19 protein-coding genes are annotated in these 18,432 nt (G+C 35.4%); 12 read left to right on the forward strand and 7 right to left on the reverse strand.

Features of this window, described 5'->3' with window-relative positions:
- Positions 1-82 precede the first annotated feature (82 nt).
- On the reverse strand, positions 83-1,324 hold the full coding sequence (locus MJG50_RS20920) for an MFS transporter (RefSeq protein WP_240257722.1): 1,242 nt from the start codon (positions 1,322-1,324) through the stop codon (positions 83-85).
- Positions 1,325-1,538: 214 nt separating this feature from the next.
- Between MJG50_RS20920 and MJG50_RS20925 the strand changes: the two genes are divergently transcribed.
- Both MJG50_RS20925 and MJG50_RS20930 read left to right on the forward strand, forming a co-directional pair.
- The gene (locus MJG50_RS20925) at positions 1,539-2,486 is read left to right on the forward strand and encodes an aldo/keto reductase family protein (RefSeq protein WP_240257723.1); all 948 of its coding nucleotides are present in this window, start codon (positions 1,539-1,541) and stop codon (positions 2,484-2,486) included.
- 183 nt (positions 2,487-2,669) lie between these two features.
- A complete protein-coding gene (locus MJG50_RS20930) occupies positions 2,670-4,241 on the forward strand; it encodes a bifunctional metallophosphatase/5'-nucleotidase (RefSeq protein WP_240257724.1) in 1,572 nt (523 codons plus the stop codon).
- 34 nt (positions 4,242-4,275) lie between these two features.
- Here MJG50_RS20930 and motB read toward each other — a convergent pair whose 3' ends face one another.
- Positions 4,276-5,025 carry a flagellar motor protein MotB gene (motB, locus tag MJG50_RS20935; RefSeq protein ID WP_240257725.1) on the reverse strand — a complete coding sequence of 250 codons (750 nt, stop codon included), beginning with the start codon at positions 5,023-5,025 and terminating at the stop codon, positions 4,276-4,278.
- Positions 5,018-5,812: a flagellar motor stator protein MotA gene (gene motA, locus MJG50_RS20940; RefSeq protein WP_240257726.1), complete on the reverse strand. Its 795-nt coding sequence runs from the start codon at positions 5,810-5,812 to the stop codon at positions 5,018-5,020. The genes motB and motA overlap by 8 nt, the downstream gene beginning before the upstream one ends.
- A gap of 236 nt (positions 5,813-6,048) precedes the next feature.
- Here motA and MJG50_RS20945 point away from each other — a divergent pair, with 236 nt between their 5' ends.
- Together MJG50_RS20945 and map are read left to right on the forward strand one after the other, a co-directional pair.
- Complete coding sequence (locus tag MJG50_RS20945; RefSeq protein ID WP_240257727.1) at positions 6,049-7,743, forward strand: M3 family oligoendopeptidase; 1,695 nt, start codon at positions 6,049-6,051, stop codon at positions 7,741-7,743.
- A 100-nt stretch (positions 7,744-7,843) separates the two neighbouring features.
- Complete coding sequence (gene map, locus MJG50_RS20950; protein WP_240257728.1) at positions 7,844-8,596, forward strand: type I methionyl aminopeptidase; 753 nt, start codon at positions 7,844-7,846, stop codon at positions 8,594-8,596.
- A gap of 41 nt (positions 8,597-8,637) precedes the next feature.
- On the opposite strand, the gene MJG50_RS20955 is transcribed toward map, so the two are convergent.
- Positions 8,638-8,928 (reverse strand): hypothetical protein, encoded by a 291-nt coding sequence (locus tag MJG50_RS20955; RefSeq protein ID WP_240257729.1) that lies wholly within the window; start codon positions 8,926-8,928, stop codon positions 8,638-8,640.
- Positions 8,929-9,087: 159 nt separating this feature from the next.
- On the opposite strand from MJG50_RS20955, the gene MJG50_RS20960 reads away from it, so the two are divergent.
- From MJG50_RS20960 to MJG50_RS20975, 4 genes are all read left to right on the forward strand, one after another.
- A complete protein-coding gene (locus MJG50_RS20960; protein ID WP_240257730.1) occupies positions 9,088-9,813 on the forward strand; it encodes an ABC transporter ATP-binding protein in 726 nt (241 codons plus the stop codon).
- Positions 9,813-10,838 carry an ABC transporter permease gene (locus tag MJG50_RS20965; protein ID WP_240257731.1) on the forward strand — a complete coding sequence of 342 codons (1,026 nt, stop codon included), beginning with the start codon at positions 9,813-9,815 and terminating at the stop codon, positions 10,836-10,838. Before MJG50_RS20960 ends, MJG50_RS20965 begins: the two co-directional genes overlap by 1 nt.
- A 13-nt stretch (positions 10,839-10,851) precedes the next feature.
- Positions 10,852-11,511, forward strand: a complete 660-nt coding sequence (locus tag MJG50_RS20970; RefSeq protein WP_240257732.1) for a TetR/AcrR family transcriptional regulator — start codon at positions 10,852-10,854, stop codon at positions 11,509-11,511.
- A 106-nt stretch (positions 11,512-11,617) separates the two neighbouring features.
- A complete protein-coding gene (locus MJG50_RS20975; RefSeq protein WP_240257733.1) occupies positions 11,618-12,598 on the forward strand; it encodes a DMT family transporter in 981 nt (326 codons plus the stop codon).
- A gap of 53 nt (positions 12,599-12,651) precedes the next feature.
- Here MJG50_RS20975 and MJG50_RS20980 read toward each other — a convergent pair whose 3' ends face one another.
- The gene (locus MJG50_RS20980) at positions 12,652-14,778 is read right to left on the reverse strand and encodes an ATP-dependent Clp protease ATP-binding subunit (RefSeq protein WP_240257734.1); all 2,127 of its coding nucleotides are present in this window, start codon (positions 14,776-14,778) and stop codon (positions 12,652-12,654) included.
- A gap of 253 nt (positions 14,779-15,031) precedes the next feature.
- Between MJG50_RS20980 and MJG50_RS20985 the strand changes: the two genes are divergently transcribed.
- A complete protein-coding gene (locus tag MJG50_RS20985) occupies positions 15,032-16,075 on the forward strand; it encodes a YkvI family membrane protein (protein ID WP_240257735.1) in 1,044 nt (347 codons plus the stop codon).
- Between the two features lie 2 nt (positions 16,076-16,077).
- Here the strand turns inward: MJG50_RS20985 and MJG50_RS20990 are convergent, their stop codons facing one another.
- Entirely contained in the window at positions 16,078-16,677 is a 600-nt protein-coding gene (locus tag MJG50_RS20990) for a CPBP family intramembrane glutamic endopeptidase (RefSeq protein ID WP_240257736.1), read from the reverse strand.
- 128 nt (positions 16,678-16,805) lie between these two features.
- Between MJG50_RS20990 and MJG50_RS20995 the strand changes: the two genes are divergently transcribed.
- The 3 genes from MJG50_RS20995 (at position 16,806) to rarD (ending at position 18,154) form a co-directional block, all read left to right on the forward strand.
- The gene (locus MJG50_RS20995; RefSeq protein ID WP_010283238.1) at positions 16,806-16,931 is read left to right on the forward strand and encodes a DUF6254 family protein; all 126 of its coding nucleotides are present in this window, start codon (positions 16,806-16,808) and stop codon (positions 16,929-16,931) included.
- 15 nt (positions 16,932-16,946) lie between these two features.
- Entirely contained in the window at positions 16,947-17,078 is a 132-nt protein-coding gene (locus MJG50_RS22260) for a hypothetical protein (RefSeq protein ID WP_275695704.1), read from the forward strand.
- A gap of 134 nt (positions 17,079-17,212) precedes the next feature.
- Positions 17,213-18,154: an EamA family transporter RarD gene (gene rarD / locus MJG50_RS21000; RefSeq protein ID WP_240257737.1), complete on the forward strand. Its 942-nt coding sequence runs from the start codon at positions 17,213-17,215 to the stop codon at positions 18,152-18,154.
- 36 nt (positions 18,155-18,190) lie between these two features.
- Here the strand turns inward: rarD and MJG50_RS21005 are convergent, their stop codons facing one another.
- Positions 18,191-18,370: a YkvS family protein gene (locus MJG50_RS21005; protein WP_240257738.1), complete on the reverse strand. Its 180-nt coding sequence runs from the start codon at positions 18,368-18,370 to the stop codon at positions 18,191-18,193.
- Positions 18,371-18,432: the final 62 nt, after the last annotated feature.

Raw genomic sequence — 18,432 nt, forward strand, 5'->3', positions numbered from 1 at the left:
GAAAAAAAACTGTAGGCAAACTCGAAAATCTTCGAGTTTGTCTACAGTCTGAAACGCACATATAGTGCGTCTTTTTTGTCATTTATTCTATATTTGTCCCATACCATTCTTCTAATTTCTGATCTGATGGTAACAAGAAAGTTAAAAATCCTAGTAATGGTAAAAAGCCAATCGCAATGATTGTAGGTGTTAGTCCAACTATATCAGCTATTGAGCCAATTGCTATTGAACCTATAGCACCCATCCCAAAGGCAAGTCCAACAGTTAGCCCTGACATCATTCCAATTTTTCCAGGGAGTAGCTCTTGTGCGTAAACAACTGTCACCGAAAAGCTTGACATTAAAACAAAACCAATAATAGCAAGGATAATATATGCAAAAATTGGTCCAACAAATGGAAGGATAATCGCTAATGGTGCTGAACCAAGCAAAGAAACTAGAATGACATTCCGCTTACCATAACGATCAGCTAAAGGTCCTCCAAAGAAGGTTCCAAGTGCTCCTGTCGCTAAAAATAGAAAAATATAAACTTGGGCTTGCGATACCGTCAATTGGTAATTATCCATTACATAAAAAGAATAAAAATTTGTAATACAAGACATATACCAAGAACGAGCGAAGACTAAAAATACGATCATGATGAGAGCAAGTGTAATTGCTTTTGAATTTTTTGATGGATTGGAAATATCAGTTAATGTTTTTGGCTGTTTTGCCACTGTTTGCAATGTTTCAGAATACCAACGAGCAATATATACGAGTAAAATAATTGCAAGTGCAGCAACTAAAGAAAACCAGATTGCTCCAAATTGTCCAAGTGGAACGAGAATTAGCGCAGTAATTACAGGAGCTAAGGCTTGACCTGAGTTTCCACCAACTTGATAGATGGACTGTGCTAACCCCCGTCGGCTTCCTGCTGCCATATATGCAACACGTGATCCTTCCGGGTGAAAGATTGCGGAACCAATGCCAATAAATAAAACGGAAATTATAATCATTGTGTAGCTAGGTGCAAATGCTAATCCGATAACTCCCAAGAAAGTAAATGTTAATCCTGTAGGTAATGCAAAAGGCATTTGTTTTTTATCTGTATACCAACCAATTGCTGGCTGCATGACAGAGGATACAACTTGTAATGCAAAAGAAATCAGTCCTAATTGTGTAAAAGTTAATCCCATTGATTTTTTTAAAATCGGAAACATGGCAGGGATAACGGCCTGAATTGAATCATTTAACATATGGCAAAGTCCAATTATGAATAAAATACTATAAATTGTTTTTTGTTCACCTGATTTTGTACTCTTTGATTGTGTTCTAGCTGCAAGCATTTTACATAACTCCTTTGAGTATCCTGGAAAATTAATCTCATATTCTATGAAAAACCTTTTTATGAAATTTGTAAAGGATATCTTGTAAAAGATGATGTCTACAAATTTTGACTTATTTTTCCTGGGATATCGACTTTACCTTTTTTGAAATTTCTGATAAATTTAAGGGGATAGAATGATTCAATGGATGAAACCAGACTGGAGGAGACAACTTATGAAATATAGAAGATTAGGGCGTACTGGGCTAAAGGTCAGTGAAATAAGCTTAGGTAGTTGGCTTACTTTTGGTAAAACAGTTGATGAAGAAATTGCTACAAAAACGATACATAAAGCATATGAATTAGGAATCAATTTTTTTGATTCTGCAAATGTATACGAACGAGGAGAAGGAGAGCGAGTTTTAGCTAATGCATTGAAGGAATTTCCTCGTGAATCATATGTGATTACGACTAAGGCTTTTTGGCCAATGGGGGACGGGCCAAATGATCGAGGCTTATCAAGAAAACACATTATCGAGCAAGTACATGCTAGTTTAAAAAGAATGAATCTTGATTATGTAGATATTTTTTATTGTCACCGCTATGACTTTGAAACTCCTGTTGATGAAACATTAAGGGCAATTGATGACCTTATCCGGCAGGGTAAAATACTATATGCTGGCGTAAGTGAATGGTCTGCTGCCCAAATTCAAGAGGCGGTAACGGTTGCTGATAAATATTTATTGGATAAAATTGTTGTAAACCAGCCACAATACAATATGTTTCACCGAGACATCGAGGATGAAATAATCCCTGTTTCTGAAAAAAATGGTATCTCACAAGTTGTATTTTCACCTTTAGCCCAGGGTGTATTAACAGGAAAGTACAAAGGTGGTAATATCCCTACAGGAAGTAGAGGAGCGAATGAACAAGTAAACTCTTGGGTTAAGAAAATTATTAATGATATTGTCTTAACAAAAATTGATCGCCTCGAAGAACTTGCGATGGAGTTAGATATAACCTTGCCTGAACTTGCTTTATCATGGATATTAAGACAACATAATGTTGCAAGTACTCTTGTAGGGGCATCAAATCCAGAACAAATTGAAGCGAATGCTAAGGGGGCAGACATCGTCCTAAGCTTTGAAGCACTTCAAAGAATCGAAGAAATCTTAACAATTTAATCAAAAAAAGTAAGCTTGAGACGAGCTTACTTTTTTCTGTGTAATGCGCCTAAAATAGTATGTTATCAAATTGAAAAGTAAACTTTTTATAAATAATAGAAATTTGTCATTATTACGAGGAAGATATTGATATAATTTATTTTATAATATCTTTTTTTAAACAAATAGGTAAGGACGGTCCAAATGAATATAAAAAGAAAATTAAAAATCATAATGACAAGTGACATGCACGGTAATGTTCTGCCAATAAATTATGGGAATAACGAAAAACAAGATCTTGGGCTCGCAAAAATCAGTACATTAATAAAAAATGAAAGAAAAGAGAATGATGCTACAATTGTTATTGATAATGGTGATTTAATACAGGGGACTCCGTTAACATATCATTATGTCAAGTATATGAATTCGTTAGAAAACCCAATGATAAAAATACTAAATACTTTACACTATGATGCAGCAGTACTAGGCAACCATGAATTTAATTATGGAATGGATGTATTGCAGAGTGCTGTCGAACAATCTAACTTTCCTTGGCTATCTGGAAATATATTAGATGTGAAGGACGGGGAACCTTATTTTGGAAAACCATATATAATAAAATTGGTGGATGATATTAAAATTGCTATTTTAGGGATGACAACTCATTATATTCCAAATTGGGAAAATCCAGTACATATTGAAGGGTTACGATTTGAAGATGCATTAGAAACGACGAAGAAGTGGGCTGGACAAATCCGAGAGATTGAAAAACCAGATATATTTATAGTTGCTTATCATGGTGGATTTGAACGTGACCTTGTAACTGGAGAAGAGACCGAGAAACAAACTGGTGAAAACCAAGCCTACCAAATTTGCCAACAGGTTGAAGGAATCGATGTTCTTCTAACAGGTCATCAGCATCGCTCACTTCAGGGAATCGTAAATGGAGTGGCTATTGTTCAACCAAGCTTTAATGGTCAAGTTCTCGGGAAAATTACGTTAATTCTAAGTAAAGAGAATGAAAAATGGATAATTGATGAAAAGAGACCGGAGTTATTAAATGTGCGCGGGATTGAACCTGATTCGCAGGTGTTGGAATTGGTTCGAGAATACGAGGCGGAAACGCAAAAATGGTTAGATAAACCAATAGGGAAAATAGAAGGAGATATGACAATTTCTGATCCGATGAAGATAAGACTGGCAGATAATCCGCTTATTGAATTTATTAATAAAGTTCAAATGGAAGCTGCCGGGGTAGATATTTCAAATACAGCCCTTTTTAACAATATTTCAACTGGATTTTGTTCAAATATAACTATGCGAGATATCGTATCAAATTATATTTATCCAAACATACTTCATGTAATTCGTATATTAGGAAGTGACATTAAGGCTGCACTTGAGCGAAGTGCAGGGTATTTTTCATTGAATGATGTGGGTCAGGTTGTCGTGAGCCAAAATTTTGTTGAACCAAAGCCACAACATTACAATTATGATATGTGGGAAGGCATTGAATATATTATTGATATCCGTAAGCCAGTAGGAGGAAGAGTGATAACCCTTAATTACCATGGAAAGCCCCTAGATATGGATAAAGAATATGATGTTGTTATGAATAATTATCGTGCTGGTGGTGGTGGCGAATATACGATGTATCAAAAAAAACCTCTTATTAAGGAAATCCAAATTGATATGTCAGAACTTCTTGCTAGCTACATTCTAGAAAGAAAAACGATTAGAGCAACAGTTAATCATAACTGGAAGGTTATTTGGTAAAAAAAATCTGGATGAGAAACCACATCCAGATTTTTTATTCTTTTACATTAGGTAAAATTAAAATTTCAACACGTCTATTTTTTTGTTTACCTTGAGCAGTGTCATTTGATGCAACAGGTTCGAATTCGCCAAATCCTTTTGCGCTAAAAAGACGTGGATCTAATTTATCATTTTCCAATAGTATTTTCATAAAGTTAATTGCTCTGATTACACTTAAATGCCAGTTGTCTGAAAATTCCCTGCTATGCATTGGAACATTATCTGTGTGTCCACTCACAATGATATTGCGAGGAGGATTCATTACGAGAAGCTCAGATATTTCTCGGGCTAATTTTGCATCTTCAGAGCGTACAGTTGCACTACCAGAATCAAAAAAGGCATCATCTTGTAGAGTAACTAATAAGCCTTCATCTGTCAGTTTTGTTTTTAACGAAATTTCAAGTTGATTCTTATGAATGTAGTTATTGATTTTCTCTTGCACTTGTTTTAATTCTTCTTGCTCTGCTGCAGCACTATCTTCTTTCTTTTCAGCTTCTTTTCCTTTAGATTTAGAATCTACATCTTTCGGTTCGATGCTATCCATTTCTAGAACAGATGTACCACCATTTAATACACTGCTAAATGATTGAGCTATACTAGTGAATTTTTGAACATCTATAGAGCTGGAAGCAAACAGTACGATAAAAAGGGCAAGTAATAGTGTTAGAATATCCGCATATGGAACAAGCCATGATTCATCCACGTGTTCTTCATGATGTACCTTATGCTTTTTTTTCTTAGCCATTGGTTGTCTCACCCTCAGTCGACATTACTTTTTGGCGTTCAACATTTGATAGATACGTAGAAAGCTTTTGCTCGATTGCTCTTGGTGCTTGACCTTCTAGTACAGATAGGACACCTTCAATCATTACCTCTTTGATTTTAACCTCTTGCCCTGATTTTCTTTTTAACTTATTTGCAAATGGATGCCAAAGAACGTAACCAGTAAAAATACCTAATAGTGTTGCAACGAATGCTGCTGCGATTGCATGTCCAAGTGCATCGGTGTCATTCATATTACCTAATGCTGCGATTAAACCTAAAACCGCACCTAAAACCCCTAATGTTGGTGCATATGTTCCTGCTTGTGTGAAGATAAGTGCACCAGCACGGTGGCGATCTTCCATTGCTTCAATTTCTTCTGTCATAACATCTCGAATAAACTCTGCACTCTGTCCATCAACTGCCATGCTAAGGCCATTTCGTAAAAATTCATCATCTACTTCCGCTACCTTTACTTCAAGTGCTAGTAGTCCTTCTTTTCTAGCAACAGTTGCCCAGTCTGAGAACATTGGAATTAATTCTTCAATTGTTAGCATTTTCTTTTCTTTAAATAATACACCAAATAATTTTGGAACCCGTTTTAATTCGCTCATAGGAAATGCAATTGTTACTGCTGCAATCGTCCCCATGATAATAATTAAAAAGGCAGCAGGGTTCACTAATGCATTCAACTCTACACCTTTTAATACCATTCCGACCAAAATTGCTGCAAAGCCAAGAACTATACCTATAATTGACGACTTATCCATCATATCACCCAATCTTTTAATAATAGAATAATAACTGTAAAACGTATCATTGTAGTAAACGATTTACATATACTACTCGTTATATCGACAAGTTTTGCTAAATTTTTAATATATCATATCATAAATCCTAAGTAACTTGACGAAGATTAAATAGTGGAAAAAATCTTGAATAGTGGTGTAAAATAATAAAGAATACATATTCAATATTGAATAGTTTGAAAAAGAGGAGATTCCATATGAACTTTAATGATTATAAGTATGTACGTCCAAATATGGACGAAGTTGAACAAGCGTTTAATAAGAGTTTAGAGAAGTTTACAAATTCACAATCTGTATTTGAGCAAGATGCTGCAATGAAGGAAATTATTGAGATTCAAAGAACAGTAGATACAGCATTCAATCTTTGCTACATCAGACATACAATTGATACAAATGATGAATTTTATAAGGAAGAACAAGATTATTTAGATGAAATTCAACCATTAGTTCAGGGTCTAACCTCAAAATATTATCAGGCTTTGGTTAGTTCGAAATTTAGAAAAGAACTTGAAGAAAAATGGGGTAAACAATTATTTGATTTTGCTGACCTTCAATTAAAGACATTTTCACCTGATGTCGTTGAAGACCTCCAACTAGAGAATAAACTTTCCTCTGAATACACTAAGCTTGTTGCCTCTGCAAAAATTGACTTTGAGGGAGAAGAGCGGACAATTGCACAGCTTCAGCCATTCGCGGAATCTACCGACCGTGATATGCGGAAAAAGGCTAACGAAGTGAAATTTGGATTTTTCAAAGAGCATCAGCAACAATTTGATGAGATTTATGACAAGTTGGTAAAGGTGCGCACAAAGATTGCTCACAAACTAGGATTTAAGAATTTTGTCGAGTTAGGATACGCAAGACTTACCCGTATTGATTACAATGCTGAAATGGTTGCCAATTTCCGTAATCAAGTAAAAGAATTTATTGTACCGTTAGCAGTTCAATTAAGGAAACGTCAGGCAGAAAGAATCGGACTAGAAAGCTTGAAATATTATGATGAAGGTTTTAAATTCAAGACTGGAAATGCAGTTCCTAAGGGTAGCCCCGAATGGATTATAGAAAATGGTAAAAAGATGTATGAGGAATTATCTGAAGAGACAAAAGAATTCTTCGACTTTATGATTGATAATAATTTAATGGATCTTGTTGCGAAAAAAGGAAAAGCGGGTGGAGGTTACTGTACATATATTAGTGACTATCAATCTCCATATATTTTCTCAAACTTCAATGGTACTTCAGGAGATATCGACGTCCTAACACATGAAGCCGGGCATGCATTTCAAGTATATTCCAGCAGACATTTTGAAGTTCCTGAATATAACTGGCCAACGTATGAAGCATGTGAAATTCATTCGATGAGTATGGAGTTCTTTACGTGGCCGTGGATGGAGTTATTCTTTAAAGAGGATACTGATAAATACAAATTTGCTCATCTTAGCGAAGCACTTTTATTTTTACCATACGGTGTAGCTGTTGATGAATTCCAGCATTTTGTCTATGAAAACCCTGAATTAACACCAGCTGAGCGAAATAATGCATGGCGTGAAATCGAGCGTACATATTTGCCTGACCGAGATTATGATGGGAACAATTATTTAGAGCAAGGTGCTTTCTGGCAACGTCAAGGACATATTTATAACACTGCTTTTTATTATATAGACTATACGTTAGCACAAATTTGTGCTTTCCAATTCTGGAAGAAATCTAGAGAAAATCATGAAGATGCATGGAAGGATTACCTACACCTATGTAAACAAGGTGGTAGCAAACCATTTATAGAGTTAGTTTCAATTGCGAATCTACTATCTCCATTTGATGATGGTACTGTACAATCTGTAGTAGGATCGATTGAGGATTGGTTAAATAGTGTGGATGATAAAATTTTATAAAAGTTTGGGGAGAGGCTGTTCTTTTGGCAGTCTTTTTCTTTCGCAAAAAATTATATTAAGGATATAATAAGATATCTAATTAAGTATTGAGGGTGTAAAAATGATTCATTTGAAAACTAAAAGAGAAATTGAATTAATGAAGGAAGCGGGGCAAGTTCTAGCTGCTTGTCATAAGGAAATAAAAAAATTGATTGAGCCTGGTATTACCACATACGAAATTGAAGATTTTGTAGAGGGATTCTTAAAAAAGCATAATGCTACCCCAGAACAGAAAGGATATAAAGGTTATAAGTATGCAACGTGTGCGTCTATAAACGACGAAATATGCCATGGTTTTCCTAGAAAGAAACCGTTAAAAAATGGTGATATTGTAACGATTGATATGGTAGTGAATTTAAATGGGGCACTAGCAGATTCTGCTTGGTCTTATGGGGTTGGAGAAATTTCAGGTGAGGCAGGAAAACTGCTACTTGCTGCGAAGACGGCATTATATAAAGGTATCGAACAAGCGGTCATTGGTAATCGACTTGGAGATATTGGTCATGCGATTCAATCATATACGGAAGGGGAAGGTTTTTCAGTTGTTCGTGATTTTATCGGACATGGAATAGGACCCTCCATGCACGAAGAGCCGCAGGTATTACATTATGGTCTGCCTAGTAAAGGGTTACGTCTAAAAGAGGGCATGGTCTTTACGATTGAACCTATGATCAATGTAGGCGCATGGCAATCAAAAATGGATAGCAATAAATGGACTGCCCGAACAGTTGATGGCAGCCTGTCGGCACAATATGAACATACAATTGCGATTACAAAGGATGGCCCGCTGATTTTAACAGATCAAGACGCATAAGATATAGAACCACTCGTATAATTATGAGTGGTTCTTTTTTATTATCGAAGTAGTGATGGGAACACCCACATACCAATTAAATGAAAGTATAAAGGATAAAAGGAAATGAGTAGATTCCCGTACATACAATATTTACAATAAAAGCCTCTACGTCCGGCATCAACCTCTGCAATCGATGCAAATAAGACACCGGCTAAGCTTGAAAGAATAAAAAGCCCATTCCCAAAATAAGCACCAAGCCTCACATCGTATAGTATAAAACTGATTGATGAACCGTTAAAAAATAATATTATAAATGATAAAAAAAGTAAAAACTTCGAAGAGAAGGACATGTTTTACACCTCATATCATGTATATGAAACTACTCTCGAGCACATGACATGTATTTAAAATTTACCAATGAGTGATTACTCACTTTTCAAAATGAAAATCTGTGGTAAAATACCAATGAGTGATTACTCACTTTTTTGGAAGACGAATGGAGGTAACTTATGGATAATCAATACAGTATTACCTGTGAGAAGGTAGGGAAATCAATTGCTAAAAAGGAGATTATTAAGGATATTTCCCTGAATGTTAGCAAAGGTGAAATTTTTGGTTTATTAGGTCCATCTGGAGCAGGTAAAACAACTTTGGTTAAGATGATTGCAGGTATTGATCATCCAACGAATGGAACAGTACATGTACTCTCGCAAAGTATGCCAAATCTGGATGTTATGAATGATATCGGTTATATGGCGCAGTCTGATGCATTATATGGTGAATTAACAGCAAAAGAAAATCTTGAATTTTTTGCTAGTCTTTATGGAATATCTGGGAAGAAGCAAAAAGAGAGAATACTCGAAGTGATGGGTATCGTTAATTTAACGGGAGATCTCAATAAAATTGTCTCAACTTATTCGGGTGGTATGAAAAGACGATTATCACTTGCCATTTCAATCCTGCATGAGCCGGAAATATTAATATTAGATGAACCAACTGTTGGGATTGACCCAGTCCTTAGAAAATCTATTTGGGACGAATTAAGGATGATAAGTGATAAAGGGACAACCATCATTGTGACGACCCATGTGATGGATGAAGCAGATAAATGTAACCGAATTGCAATGATGAGGAATGGTAGCTTAATCGCTACTGGAACACCTAATGAATTAAAGGAAACGACATCATCAACAACAATTGAAGACGCATTTCTTTATTATGGGAGGAATAAATGATGAGGGTTCGTGCACTTACCATCAGAATCATACGGCAATTCATTCGGGATAAACGTACATTAGGATTAATTATTGTTGCTCCAATTTTAATACTATGGCTTATGTCCCTTGTTTTTAGTGGGGATGAGTACACTCCTAAGATTGGAATTGGTGAATTACCTTCTGAATTGATTAATAAAATCGAAAAACACGGTGGCGAAATCGAAAATATTAGGCCAAATCATTCAATACAGGCATTAAACGATGGAAAGATTGATGCTTATATTGATATGAAGGGAATGGTTCCTTCAATTATTTTAGAGGGAAGTGATTCTACAGCTAACAAGGCTGTAATGACAATTGTTCAAAAGTCATTACAAGATTTGCAAAAATCACCGTTAAATGTCTCACCTGATGTCACTTATTTACATGGATCGGATGAAATGGCTATTTTTGATTCAATTGGTCCTTATTTAATCGGTTATTTCGTCTTTTTCTTTGTTTTTCTTATTGCAGGAGTATCTTTTTTACGTGAGAGAACAGTTGGTACACTTGAGAGATTACTGGCAACTCCGATTCGTAGATGGGAGATTGTTTCAGGATATGTAATTGGCTTTGGCTTATTTACAATTATTCAATCAGCAATTATTGTATGGTTCTCGATTTCGATTCTTGATATTATGATTGTAGGTTCATTTTGGTATGTTCTGTTAGTGACACTCTTATTAGCAATAACAGCACTAACGCTAGGTACATTACTATCCGCATATGCTAATAATGAATTGCAAATGATTCAGTTTATTCCACTAGTCATTGTTCCACAAGTATTCTTTTCAGGACTATTTAATCTTGAGACAATGGCGCCTTGGCTTCAAAAGATAAGCTATATTATGCCATTAACTTATGGTGGAGATGCAATGAAAGAGATTATGATTCGTGGAAGTGGTTGGGATGCAATTGCTTTAGATGTCTATGTTCTAGCAGCATTTTCAATATGTTTTATGATATTGAATATTTTTGCATTAAAAAAACATCGTAGGCTTTAGAAGGAGTAAGTAAATGTCTGAACAGGAATGGTTAAAAGAGATCTTTGAACAAGGTAAAAAAGATCAAAAGGTTAGTGAAAAGCAGATTAAAATTATTGAGGCTGCAGTCGAAATTTTTTCGGAAAAAGGGTATGCTGCAGCATCGACAAGTGAAATTGCTAAGAAAGCTGGTGTGGCAGAAGGAACGATATTCCGACATTACCGTACAAAGAAAGATCTACTTTATTCAATCATTACACCTACATTATTGAAAATAGTATTTCCAGTGGTAGCAAAAACCTTTATTAAACAAGTTTTGGTTAAGCATGAAGATTTATCATTTGATGAAATCATTCGTAAAATGTTATTTAATCGCTATAATTTTGTGAAAAATAATACGCCATTATTGAAGATCATTCTTCAGGAAATAGCATTTCACGATGAAATGAAAATGCAATTTCAGGAAGCATTTATGGATCATGCATACAATAAGCTTATTGAGGTTGTAGAGTACTATCAGGCAAAAGGTGAAATTATCGACATTCCAACTAAATCAGTTATACGAATGGTTGTAACAACGATTTTTGGCTTTTTAATAATGAGGTTCATCATTGTTCCAGAATCTGAATGGAATGATGAGGAAGAAATTGAATTAACAATACAATTTATTATGAATGGATTATCTAAAAAATAAAGTTCATGATCGTCTTCCTCCTTTATTTTTGTGTTAAAATCAAATAATTAAGAAAAATCTATCTGTTGAAGATAGATTTTTTTCATAAAGGGTAGGGGGATAGCGCTTGAAAGCAATCTTAATCGGTTTATTATCATCCGTTTTTTTCGCGGTTACTTTTATTTTGAATCGATCGATGGAGTTATCTGGTGGAAGTTGGCTTTGGAGCTCATCGTTACGTTATTTTTTCATGGTTCCCTTCTTAGTTGGGATTGTCCTTGTTAGGGGAAATCTGAAGGGGCTTTTTCTAAATATGCGACTTAATCCAATGAAATGGGTAGTATGGAGTACGGTTGGCTTCGGCCTTTTTTATGGACCCTTGACTTTTGCTGCTGCTTCAGGACCGGGATGGTTAGTAGCGGGAACATGGCAATTCACGATAATTGCAGGATTATTGGTTGTGCCTTTTTTCTATGAGACTATTGAAACAAGTTTAGGTACAAAGAAGATTAGAAAAAAAATTCCTTTAAAAGGCCTTATTTTTTCTTTAATTATCTTTTTGGGAATTATTTTGATTCAAGTACAAGAGGCCAGTGGTGGAGTTGGAATTGAGGTATTTTTACTAGGTATGCTGCCAGTTATTATCGCTGCGTTTGCATATCCGCTCGGAAATAGAAAGATGATGGAGCATTGCCAAGGTGAGATAGATACTTTCCAGCGTGTATTAGGAATGACAATCGCATCCATGCCATTATGGGTTATTTTAGCCGGAGTAGGCGTAGTAAAGGTTGGAATGCCAAGTCAGGAACAAATCTTTCAATCCTTTATCGTCTCATTATCTTCCGGGGTGATAGCAACTATCCTTTTTTTCTTTGCTACTGAAATGGTGAAAGGTGACCAACAAAAACTAGCTGCAGTTGAAGCAACTCAAGCAAGTGAAATCATTTTTGTAATTCTAGGAGAAATCGTATTATTAAATTTACCATTACCTAGTTTTCATTCTTTTATCGGACTTTTCATGATTATCACAGGAATGGTTTTGCATAGTCTTTTTTCAAATAGAAGGAAAGCATTGAAATCAATACATACGAAAATTAAGGCACTATAAAGAGGCTCCCCAACGTTTGTATTAGGGAGCTTTTCCATTTGAGCAGAAATTTTTTATTTCACTATGATTTTATTGGCTTCGGTTGTGACATGAAGGCTTGTTCTATTTTCAGCTTCTAGCAAGATGTCAGTTATTTGATCCTCAAGCTGCTCTTGGATGACCCGACGTAACGGCCGTGCGCCGAATGCTGGATTATATCCAAGTTCAGTAAGTTTTTGTTTTGCTTCTATATCAACTGTGATCGATATATGTTGTTCAGCTAGAGTCACTTCGAGCTCACCTAGCATTAAATCAACAATTTGAAGGAGATGCTCTTTATCCAATTGTTTAAATTCAATAATATTATCAAAGCGGTTTAGGAATTCTGGTTTAAAGAAAGTACTAATCGATTCTAAAATTGATGTTTCCTTGAATGCATCTGTTTCAGCCTTTTCAAATCCGACAGAAATCTTCTTATGACCAACTCCTGCATTACTTGTCATGATAATTACAGTTTCTTTAAAGCTGACTGTACGACCTTGACTATCAGTTAGACGTCCATCCTCTAAAATTTGAAGGAACATATGCTGAACGTCTGGATGTGCTTTTTCGATTTCATCTAATAAAATAATACTGTACGGATTTCTACGAACTTGTTCAGTTAACTGACCTGCCTCCTCATGACCAACATAGCCAGGAGGTGAACCAATGATTTTTGATACTGAATGTTTCTCCATGTACTCACTCATGTCAAGACGAATCATCGCATCCTTTGAACCAAATAATTCTTCAGCAAGTGTTTTTGTTAATTCGGTTTTACCTACCCCCGTAGGACCAACGAAAAGGAATGAACCAATTGGTCGAGATTTAGCTTTTAGTCCTGCACGGCTGCGACGTACAGCTTTTGCAACCTTAGTAACGGCTTCATCTTGACCAATAACCTTTTTAGAAAGGTTCTCTGCTAGATATTTCATTTTAGCCTGTTCATTTTCTTGAAGCTTTCCAACTGGGATACCCGTTTTCTTCTCGATAATCTTTTGGATTAGGGCAACATCTACGATACTTTTTTCCTTCTCAAATACTTGGTTAAGCTGCTTTTCTAATAATATTTCCTCATGTCTTAATTTTGCGGCTATTTCATAATCTTCTTCTTGTGCAGCATGCTCTTTTTCTGCCCCGATTTTAGCTAGTCGCTCTTCAATTTCCTTAGAGTCTGTAACTCCAGCTTTGAGGTTCATTTTTGAACCGGCCTCATCTAGTAGATCAATTGCTTTATCAGGTAAAAATCGATCCTGGATATAACGATGTGACAAAGTTACACATGCATTAATGGCCTCTTCTGTATAGGAAACCCCATGGAATTCCTCATATTTAGATTGAATTCCTTTTAATATTTGGATCGCTTCATCTATTGTAGGTTCATCAACTATTACAGGTTGGAAGCGACGTTCTAATGCAGCATCTTTTTCAATTTGACGATATTCCTTTAATGTTGTAGCGCCTACCAATTGTAGTTCGCCACGTGCAAGTGCCGGTTTTAATATATTTCCTGCATCCATTGAACCTTCAGCAGAGCCTGCACCAACTAGTAGATGGATTTCATCTATAAACAAGATAATATTTTTTCGCTTTTGTAGTTCAGCTATTAATTGTTTCATCCGTTCCTCGAATTGACCACGTATACCTGTGTTCGCAACAAGTGATGCAACATCTAATAAATATACTTCTTTGTTCAATAGCTTATTTGGTGCATGACCTTCAACGATTTGAAGTGCTAATCCTTCTGCAATCGCTGTTTTACCAACCCCAGGTTCACCGATTAATACTGGATTATTTTTATTTCTACGGTTTAATATTTCGATTACGCGTTCAATTTCATCAGTTCGGCCAATAACAGGGTCAATTAAGCCGGCCTTTGCCATTTGGGTTAGATTACGGCCGAAATGATCAAGTAGTCCACCGCCATTGCCACCTTGCTTTCTTCCTGCTTGCTGCTGTGCTCCCATTTGATCACCAGTAAAACCTTTTAGCATTTCATCGAATGAAAAATGCGGAAATCCATTCATTCCAGAAGGTATTTTCATATTGTTTTTCTCTCGTGCATAGCATTCGCTGCAAAGTTGAACTTGTTTTCTTTCATTGTTTAATTGAATGTGTAGTTGAATAGTAGCTTCTTTTGTATTACATGCTTGACAAATCATAATCAAATTCCTCCTTTAATCAACTTGATTTGACTATCTTTGACTAATAGATTATTTAAAAACCGTGTTAAAACACGGGGAAAAGCAGGTCGTTCTTGTCTGACTATCTTTGACCTATGATCATATTATACTTTGACCATTTTTGACTTTCAAGAGAAATGCACTTGTATTTTTTGGTAAATAGAACTGCTCGTCTTATTTGTCCAACCTTTACATATACATCATGTAAAAGGGCATAAATGAGGTGGACTTTGTGCGTGGCAATTGGGGAGCAGCATTTCAGATTGGTGCGGTATATGTAGGTACTGTAGTAGGAGCGGGCTTTGCGACAGGGAAAGAAATCGTGGAGTTCTTCACTCAATATGGTTTGTATGGCTTTATTGGCATATTGGTTAGTGGTTTCTTATTTATATGGTTAGGTACAAAAATAATGATCATTGCTAATAGGATCCAAGCTAGCTCATATAAAGAGTTTAATGAATATTTATTTGGGAAAACAGCGGGAATGGTTGTCAATATATTAATGTTATTAGTTTTAGTCGGGGTAACGTCAGTCATGCTTTCAGGGGCGGGTGCTGTTTTCCAGGAGCAATTGGGGTTATCCTATCAGCTTGGAACCTTACTAACGATGGCGTTAACGATTTTTGTCCTGCTTTTTGGTGTAAAAGGTTTATTTGGGGTCAATATGTTTGTCGTCCCAATTATGATATTTTTTAGTACGGTGCTGGCGATTGAAGTGTTTTTCACTAATCCAGACGAAGTATTTAATTGGAATACGTCAACATCTGAAAGTATGAGATGGATCATGACTCCTTTTTTATATTCTGCCTTTAATCTTGCGATGGCAATGGCTGTTTTAGTCCCATTAGCTAAAGATATGAAGAATGAAGGTATTTTAAAATGGGGTGGATTTATTGGAGGAGCGGGATTGTGCTTAATCTTGCTTACGAGTCATATTTCATTATCAGCTCTAGAAAATGTTGAAGTGTATGAAATTCCAATGGCAGAAGTAATGAAGATGTTTATGCCATCATTTTTTTGGCTTTACATTCTTGTCATATATGGTGAAATCTTCACATCTGTTATTGGAAATATATTTGGATTAGAGCGGCAACTGAAGAACATAGTGAGAATGCCAACCATTATTATTGTGATTGGCATTCTCATCATTGCATATTTAATTAGCCAACTAGGCTATGGCTCCTTAATTTCCTTTCTGTATCCGTTATTCGGTTATGTAAGTTTAGTAATATTAATTTTATTGTTAAAACCGATTAAGAATTTACCTAAAAGATAGGCTTAGAAGATAGGAAAAATTACAATAAGCAGTAAGTCAAATATAAGATGAGAAATAATGTTCACAACGATATTTCTCTTCCATACATATAGTGCTCCCCAGAGAATACCGCCAACTAATGTTGCTAGTAAAAATAAAAGGTTACCTGCGTATAGATTGGCTGATGTATATAAAATGGCAGAGCTCAGTATGGATAATCCACTGGATGATAGATTTTGAGATAGGCGCTTTTGAATGAATCCTCGCCAAAAAAGCTCTTCACCAGGGATGATGATGAGAAAAAGAGCAATATAATGCCACCAAGTAACCGGTGCTATTGAGTTATACAAGTGGCTAATATCCTCAAGATATATAGGGAAAATAACCGAAGCTAATTGTTTTCCAATCAAAAAAACAAAATAAAGTCCGATTCCAGAAAGTAAGCCTAATGAAATATTCGATATAGTTGTGTCCTTTATATCATACTTACTAAAAATAGTTGCAAATATTGATAAGCATATGAAAGAAAGTGTAAAAACAATCCAAAAAGGTAAACTCGACTGAAAGCTAATAAAAAGAAGAAAGTGTACAAGTAATAGTGAAAGATAAAATGTTTTATTCATAATAGTTCCTCGTTTCTAGATGGTTACGATGTTATTTTAACATTTCCTCATTTTACATGGGATAAATTATGTCATGTGACTTATCCTATTGATGATTTGAAGATATTTTTAAAAAGGAGAATGACAAGATGACCCAATCGAAACGTCAACAAGAACGTCAATGGACAGTAAGGAAGCAGTCGCAAAACCCGCACGGTAAGGTGAAATCTTTCGAACAATTAGCTGAAGAAGCTGGTAAAGATACGAAAGAATAAAAGGGAGGAATTAATGTGGCACAACGTAATAGCAGCAAAGGTCAACAAAAGAAAATGAAAAAGGCTTCAAATGCAATTGGAGCAGATAAGGATTTTGGAAATGATCCAGCAGAAACAAAGCATAATGAAATCAGGGGTAGAAAATAATAATGCAATAAGTAATAAATTTAAAAGCTCGAGAATCTCGAGCTTTTTACCTTTAGCAGTTCTTTTTCATTGTGAAAACGTATGCTAAAAAATATAATAAACATATCAATCCAAACAGAACGGAGATTGAAGGAATGAATCGAACCGGAATGAGTGAATACAAAATTGGTGTCATCTATACCTCGATTGCGTATATAGCCTGGGGTGTATTACCCCTTTATTGGAAACTAATAGATAAAATCTCAGCAATTGAAATTTTAGCACATCGGGTTGTTTGGTCATTTGTTTTTGTGCTTGGAATTGTCTTTTTAACTAAAAAAGGCAATAGTTTAATAGAAAGTTTGAAATTCCTATTAAAAAATAGAATTTCATTAGTATGGGTAATTGCTTCATCTATCCTAATTAGTATCAATTGGGTAACATATATTTGGGCAGTAAATTCCGAGCATATTATTGAGGCGAGTCTGGGATATTATATTAATCCTTTAATAAGTGTTCTGCTAGGAATCATCGTACTTAAGGAACGACTCTTATTCTGGCAAGCTATTTCTTTCATAATTGCAGGCGTCGGTGTGCTAATTTTAACAATTCAATACGGTAGTTTTCCATGGGTTGCTGTGACGTTAGCACTGAGCTTTGGTTTCTATGGCTTAACGAAAAAACTTACAAAGTTGGATTCATTAATTGGATTAACACTTGAGACAATGGTGGTCACACCAATTGCTTTACTATATTTACTTTTTCTCTATCGTGGTGGTGTGGATGCATTTTCGAGTGCTAACCTTGATGTGAAATTATTATTAATAGGGGCAGGGATGGCGACAGCTTTACCATTACTATGGTTTGCAAGTGGAGCGAAAAGAATTCCACTTTCAATGATTGGAATTCTGCAATATATTGCACCTACAATAAGTCTGATTCTTGGTGTTTTTCTATACCACGAGCATTTTTCAAAAGCTCACTTGATTACATTTATATGTATTTGGCTTGCATTACTCATTTATTCTCTGTCTAATACAAAAATGTTAACCTCAATACAGCCGAAATTCCAAAAGAACAAATCATTTGGAGCATAAAATAAAAAGTGCTGACTAAATTGTCAGCACTTTTACTTACGCTTCAATAATACGATAGTTTTTATGATTTACAACCGTTCTTCTTTCTAAATCAAAGTCTTTATAATTATCCATATACGTTAAATCAACAATAACTGAATTCTCATTAACCTTTTCAACGATACCTTTTAGGCCTTCTTTAAACTCAATAATATCCCCAATTTCTGCTATTTTCATAAAATCTCTCCCCCAATCAAATGCGCCTTGGCGTATTTGCGCCCAGATTTTTTCGAGCTTGC

This window comes from Fredinandcohnia quinoae (assembly GCF_022427965.1).
Lineage (GTDB): Bacteria > Bacillota > Bacilli > Bacillales > Bacillaceae_L > Ferdinandcohnia > Ferdinandcohnia quinoae.

What these genes read in the sequence shown, in the direction of transcription:
- MJG50_RS20920 (WP_240257722.1), bottom strand. Translation starts at nt 1,324, where the DNA reads ATGCTTGCAGCTAGAACACAATCAAAGAGTACAAAATCAGGTGAACAA.
- MJG50_RS20925 (WP_240257723.1), top strand. Translation starts at nt 1,539, where the DNA reads ATGAAATATAGAAGATTAGGGCGTACTGGGCTAAAGGTCAGTGAAATA.
- MJG50_RS20930 (WP_240257724.1), top strand. Translation starts at nt 2,670, where the DNA reads ATGAATATAAAAAGAAAATTAAAAATCATAATGACAAGTGACATGCAC.
- motB (WP_240257725.1), bottom strand. Translation starts at nt 5,025, where the DNA reads ATGGCTAAGAAAAAAAAGCATAAGGTACATCATGAAGAACACGTGGAT.
- motA (WP_240257726.1), bottom strand. Translation starts at nt 5,812, where the DNA reads ATGGATAAGTCGTCAATTATAGGTATAGTTCTTGGCTTTGCAGCAATT.
- MJG50_RS20945 (WP_240257727.1), top strand. Translation starts at nt 6,049, where the DNA reads ATGAACTTTAATGATTATAAGTATGTACGTCCAAATATGGACGAAGTT.
- map (WP_240257728.1), top strand. Translation starts at nt 7,844, where the DNA reads ATGATTCATTTGAAAACTAAAAGAGAAATTGAATTAATGAAGGAAGCG.
- MJG50_RS20955 (WP_240257729.1), bottom strand. Translation starts at nt 8,928, where the DNA reads ATGTCCTTCTCTTCGAAGTTTTTACTTTTTTTATCATTTATAATATTA.
- MJG50_RS20960 (WP_240257730.1), top strand. Translation starts at nt 9,088, where the DNA reads ATGGATAATCAATACAGTATTACCTGTGAGAAGGTAGGGAAATCAATT.
- MJG50_RS20965 (WP_240257731.1), top strand. Translation starts at nt 9,813, where the DNA reads ATGAGGGTTCGTGCACTTACCATCAGAATCATACGGCAATTCATTCGG.
- MJG50_RS20970 (WP_240257732.1), top strand. Translation starts at nt 10,852, where the DNA reads ATGTCTGAACAGGAATGGTTAAAAGAGATCTTTGAACAAGGTAAAAAA.
- MJG50_RS20980 (WP_240257734.1), bottom strand. Translation starts at nt 14,778, where the DNA reads ATGATTTGTCAAGCATGTAATACAAAAGAAGCTACTATTCAACTACAC.
- MJG50_RS20990 (WP_240257736.1), bottom strand. Translation starts at nt 16,677, where the DNA reads ATGAATAAAACATTTTATCTTTCACTATTACTTGTACACTTTCTTCTT.
- MJG50_RS20995 (WP_010283238.1), top strand. Translation starts at nt 16,806, where the DNA reads ATGACCCAATCGAAACGTCAACAAGAACGTCAATGGACAGTAAGGAAG.
- rarD (WP_240257737.1), top strand. Translation starts at nt 17,213, where the DNA reads ATGAATCGAACCGGAATGAGTGAATACAAAATTGGTGTCATCTATACC.
- MJG50_RS21005 (WP_240257738.1), bottom strand. Translation starts at nt 18,370, where the DNA reads ATGAAAATAGCAGAAATTGGGGATATTATTGAGTTTAAAGAAGGCCTA.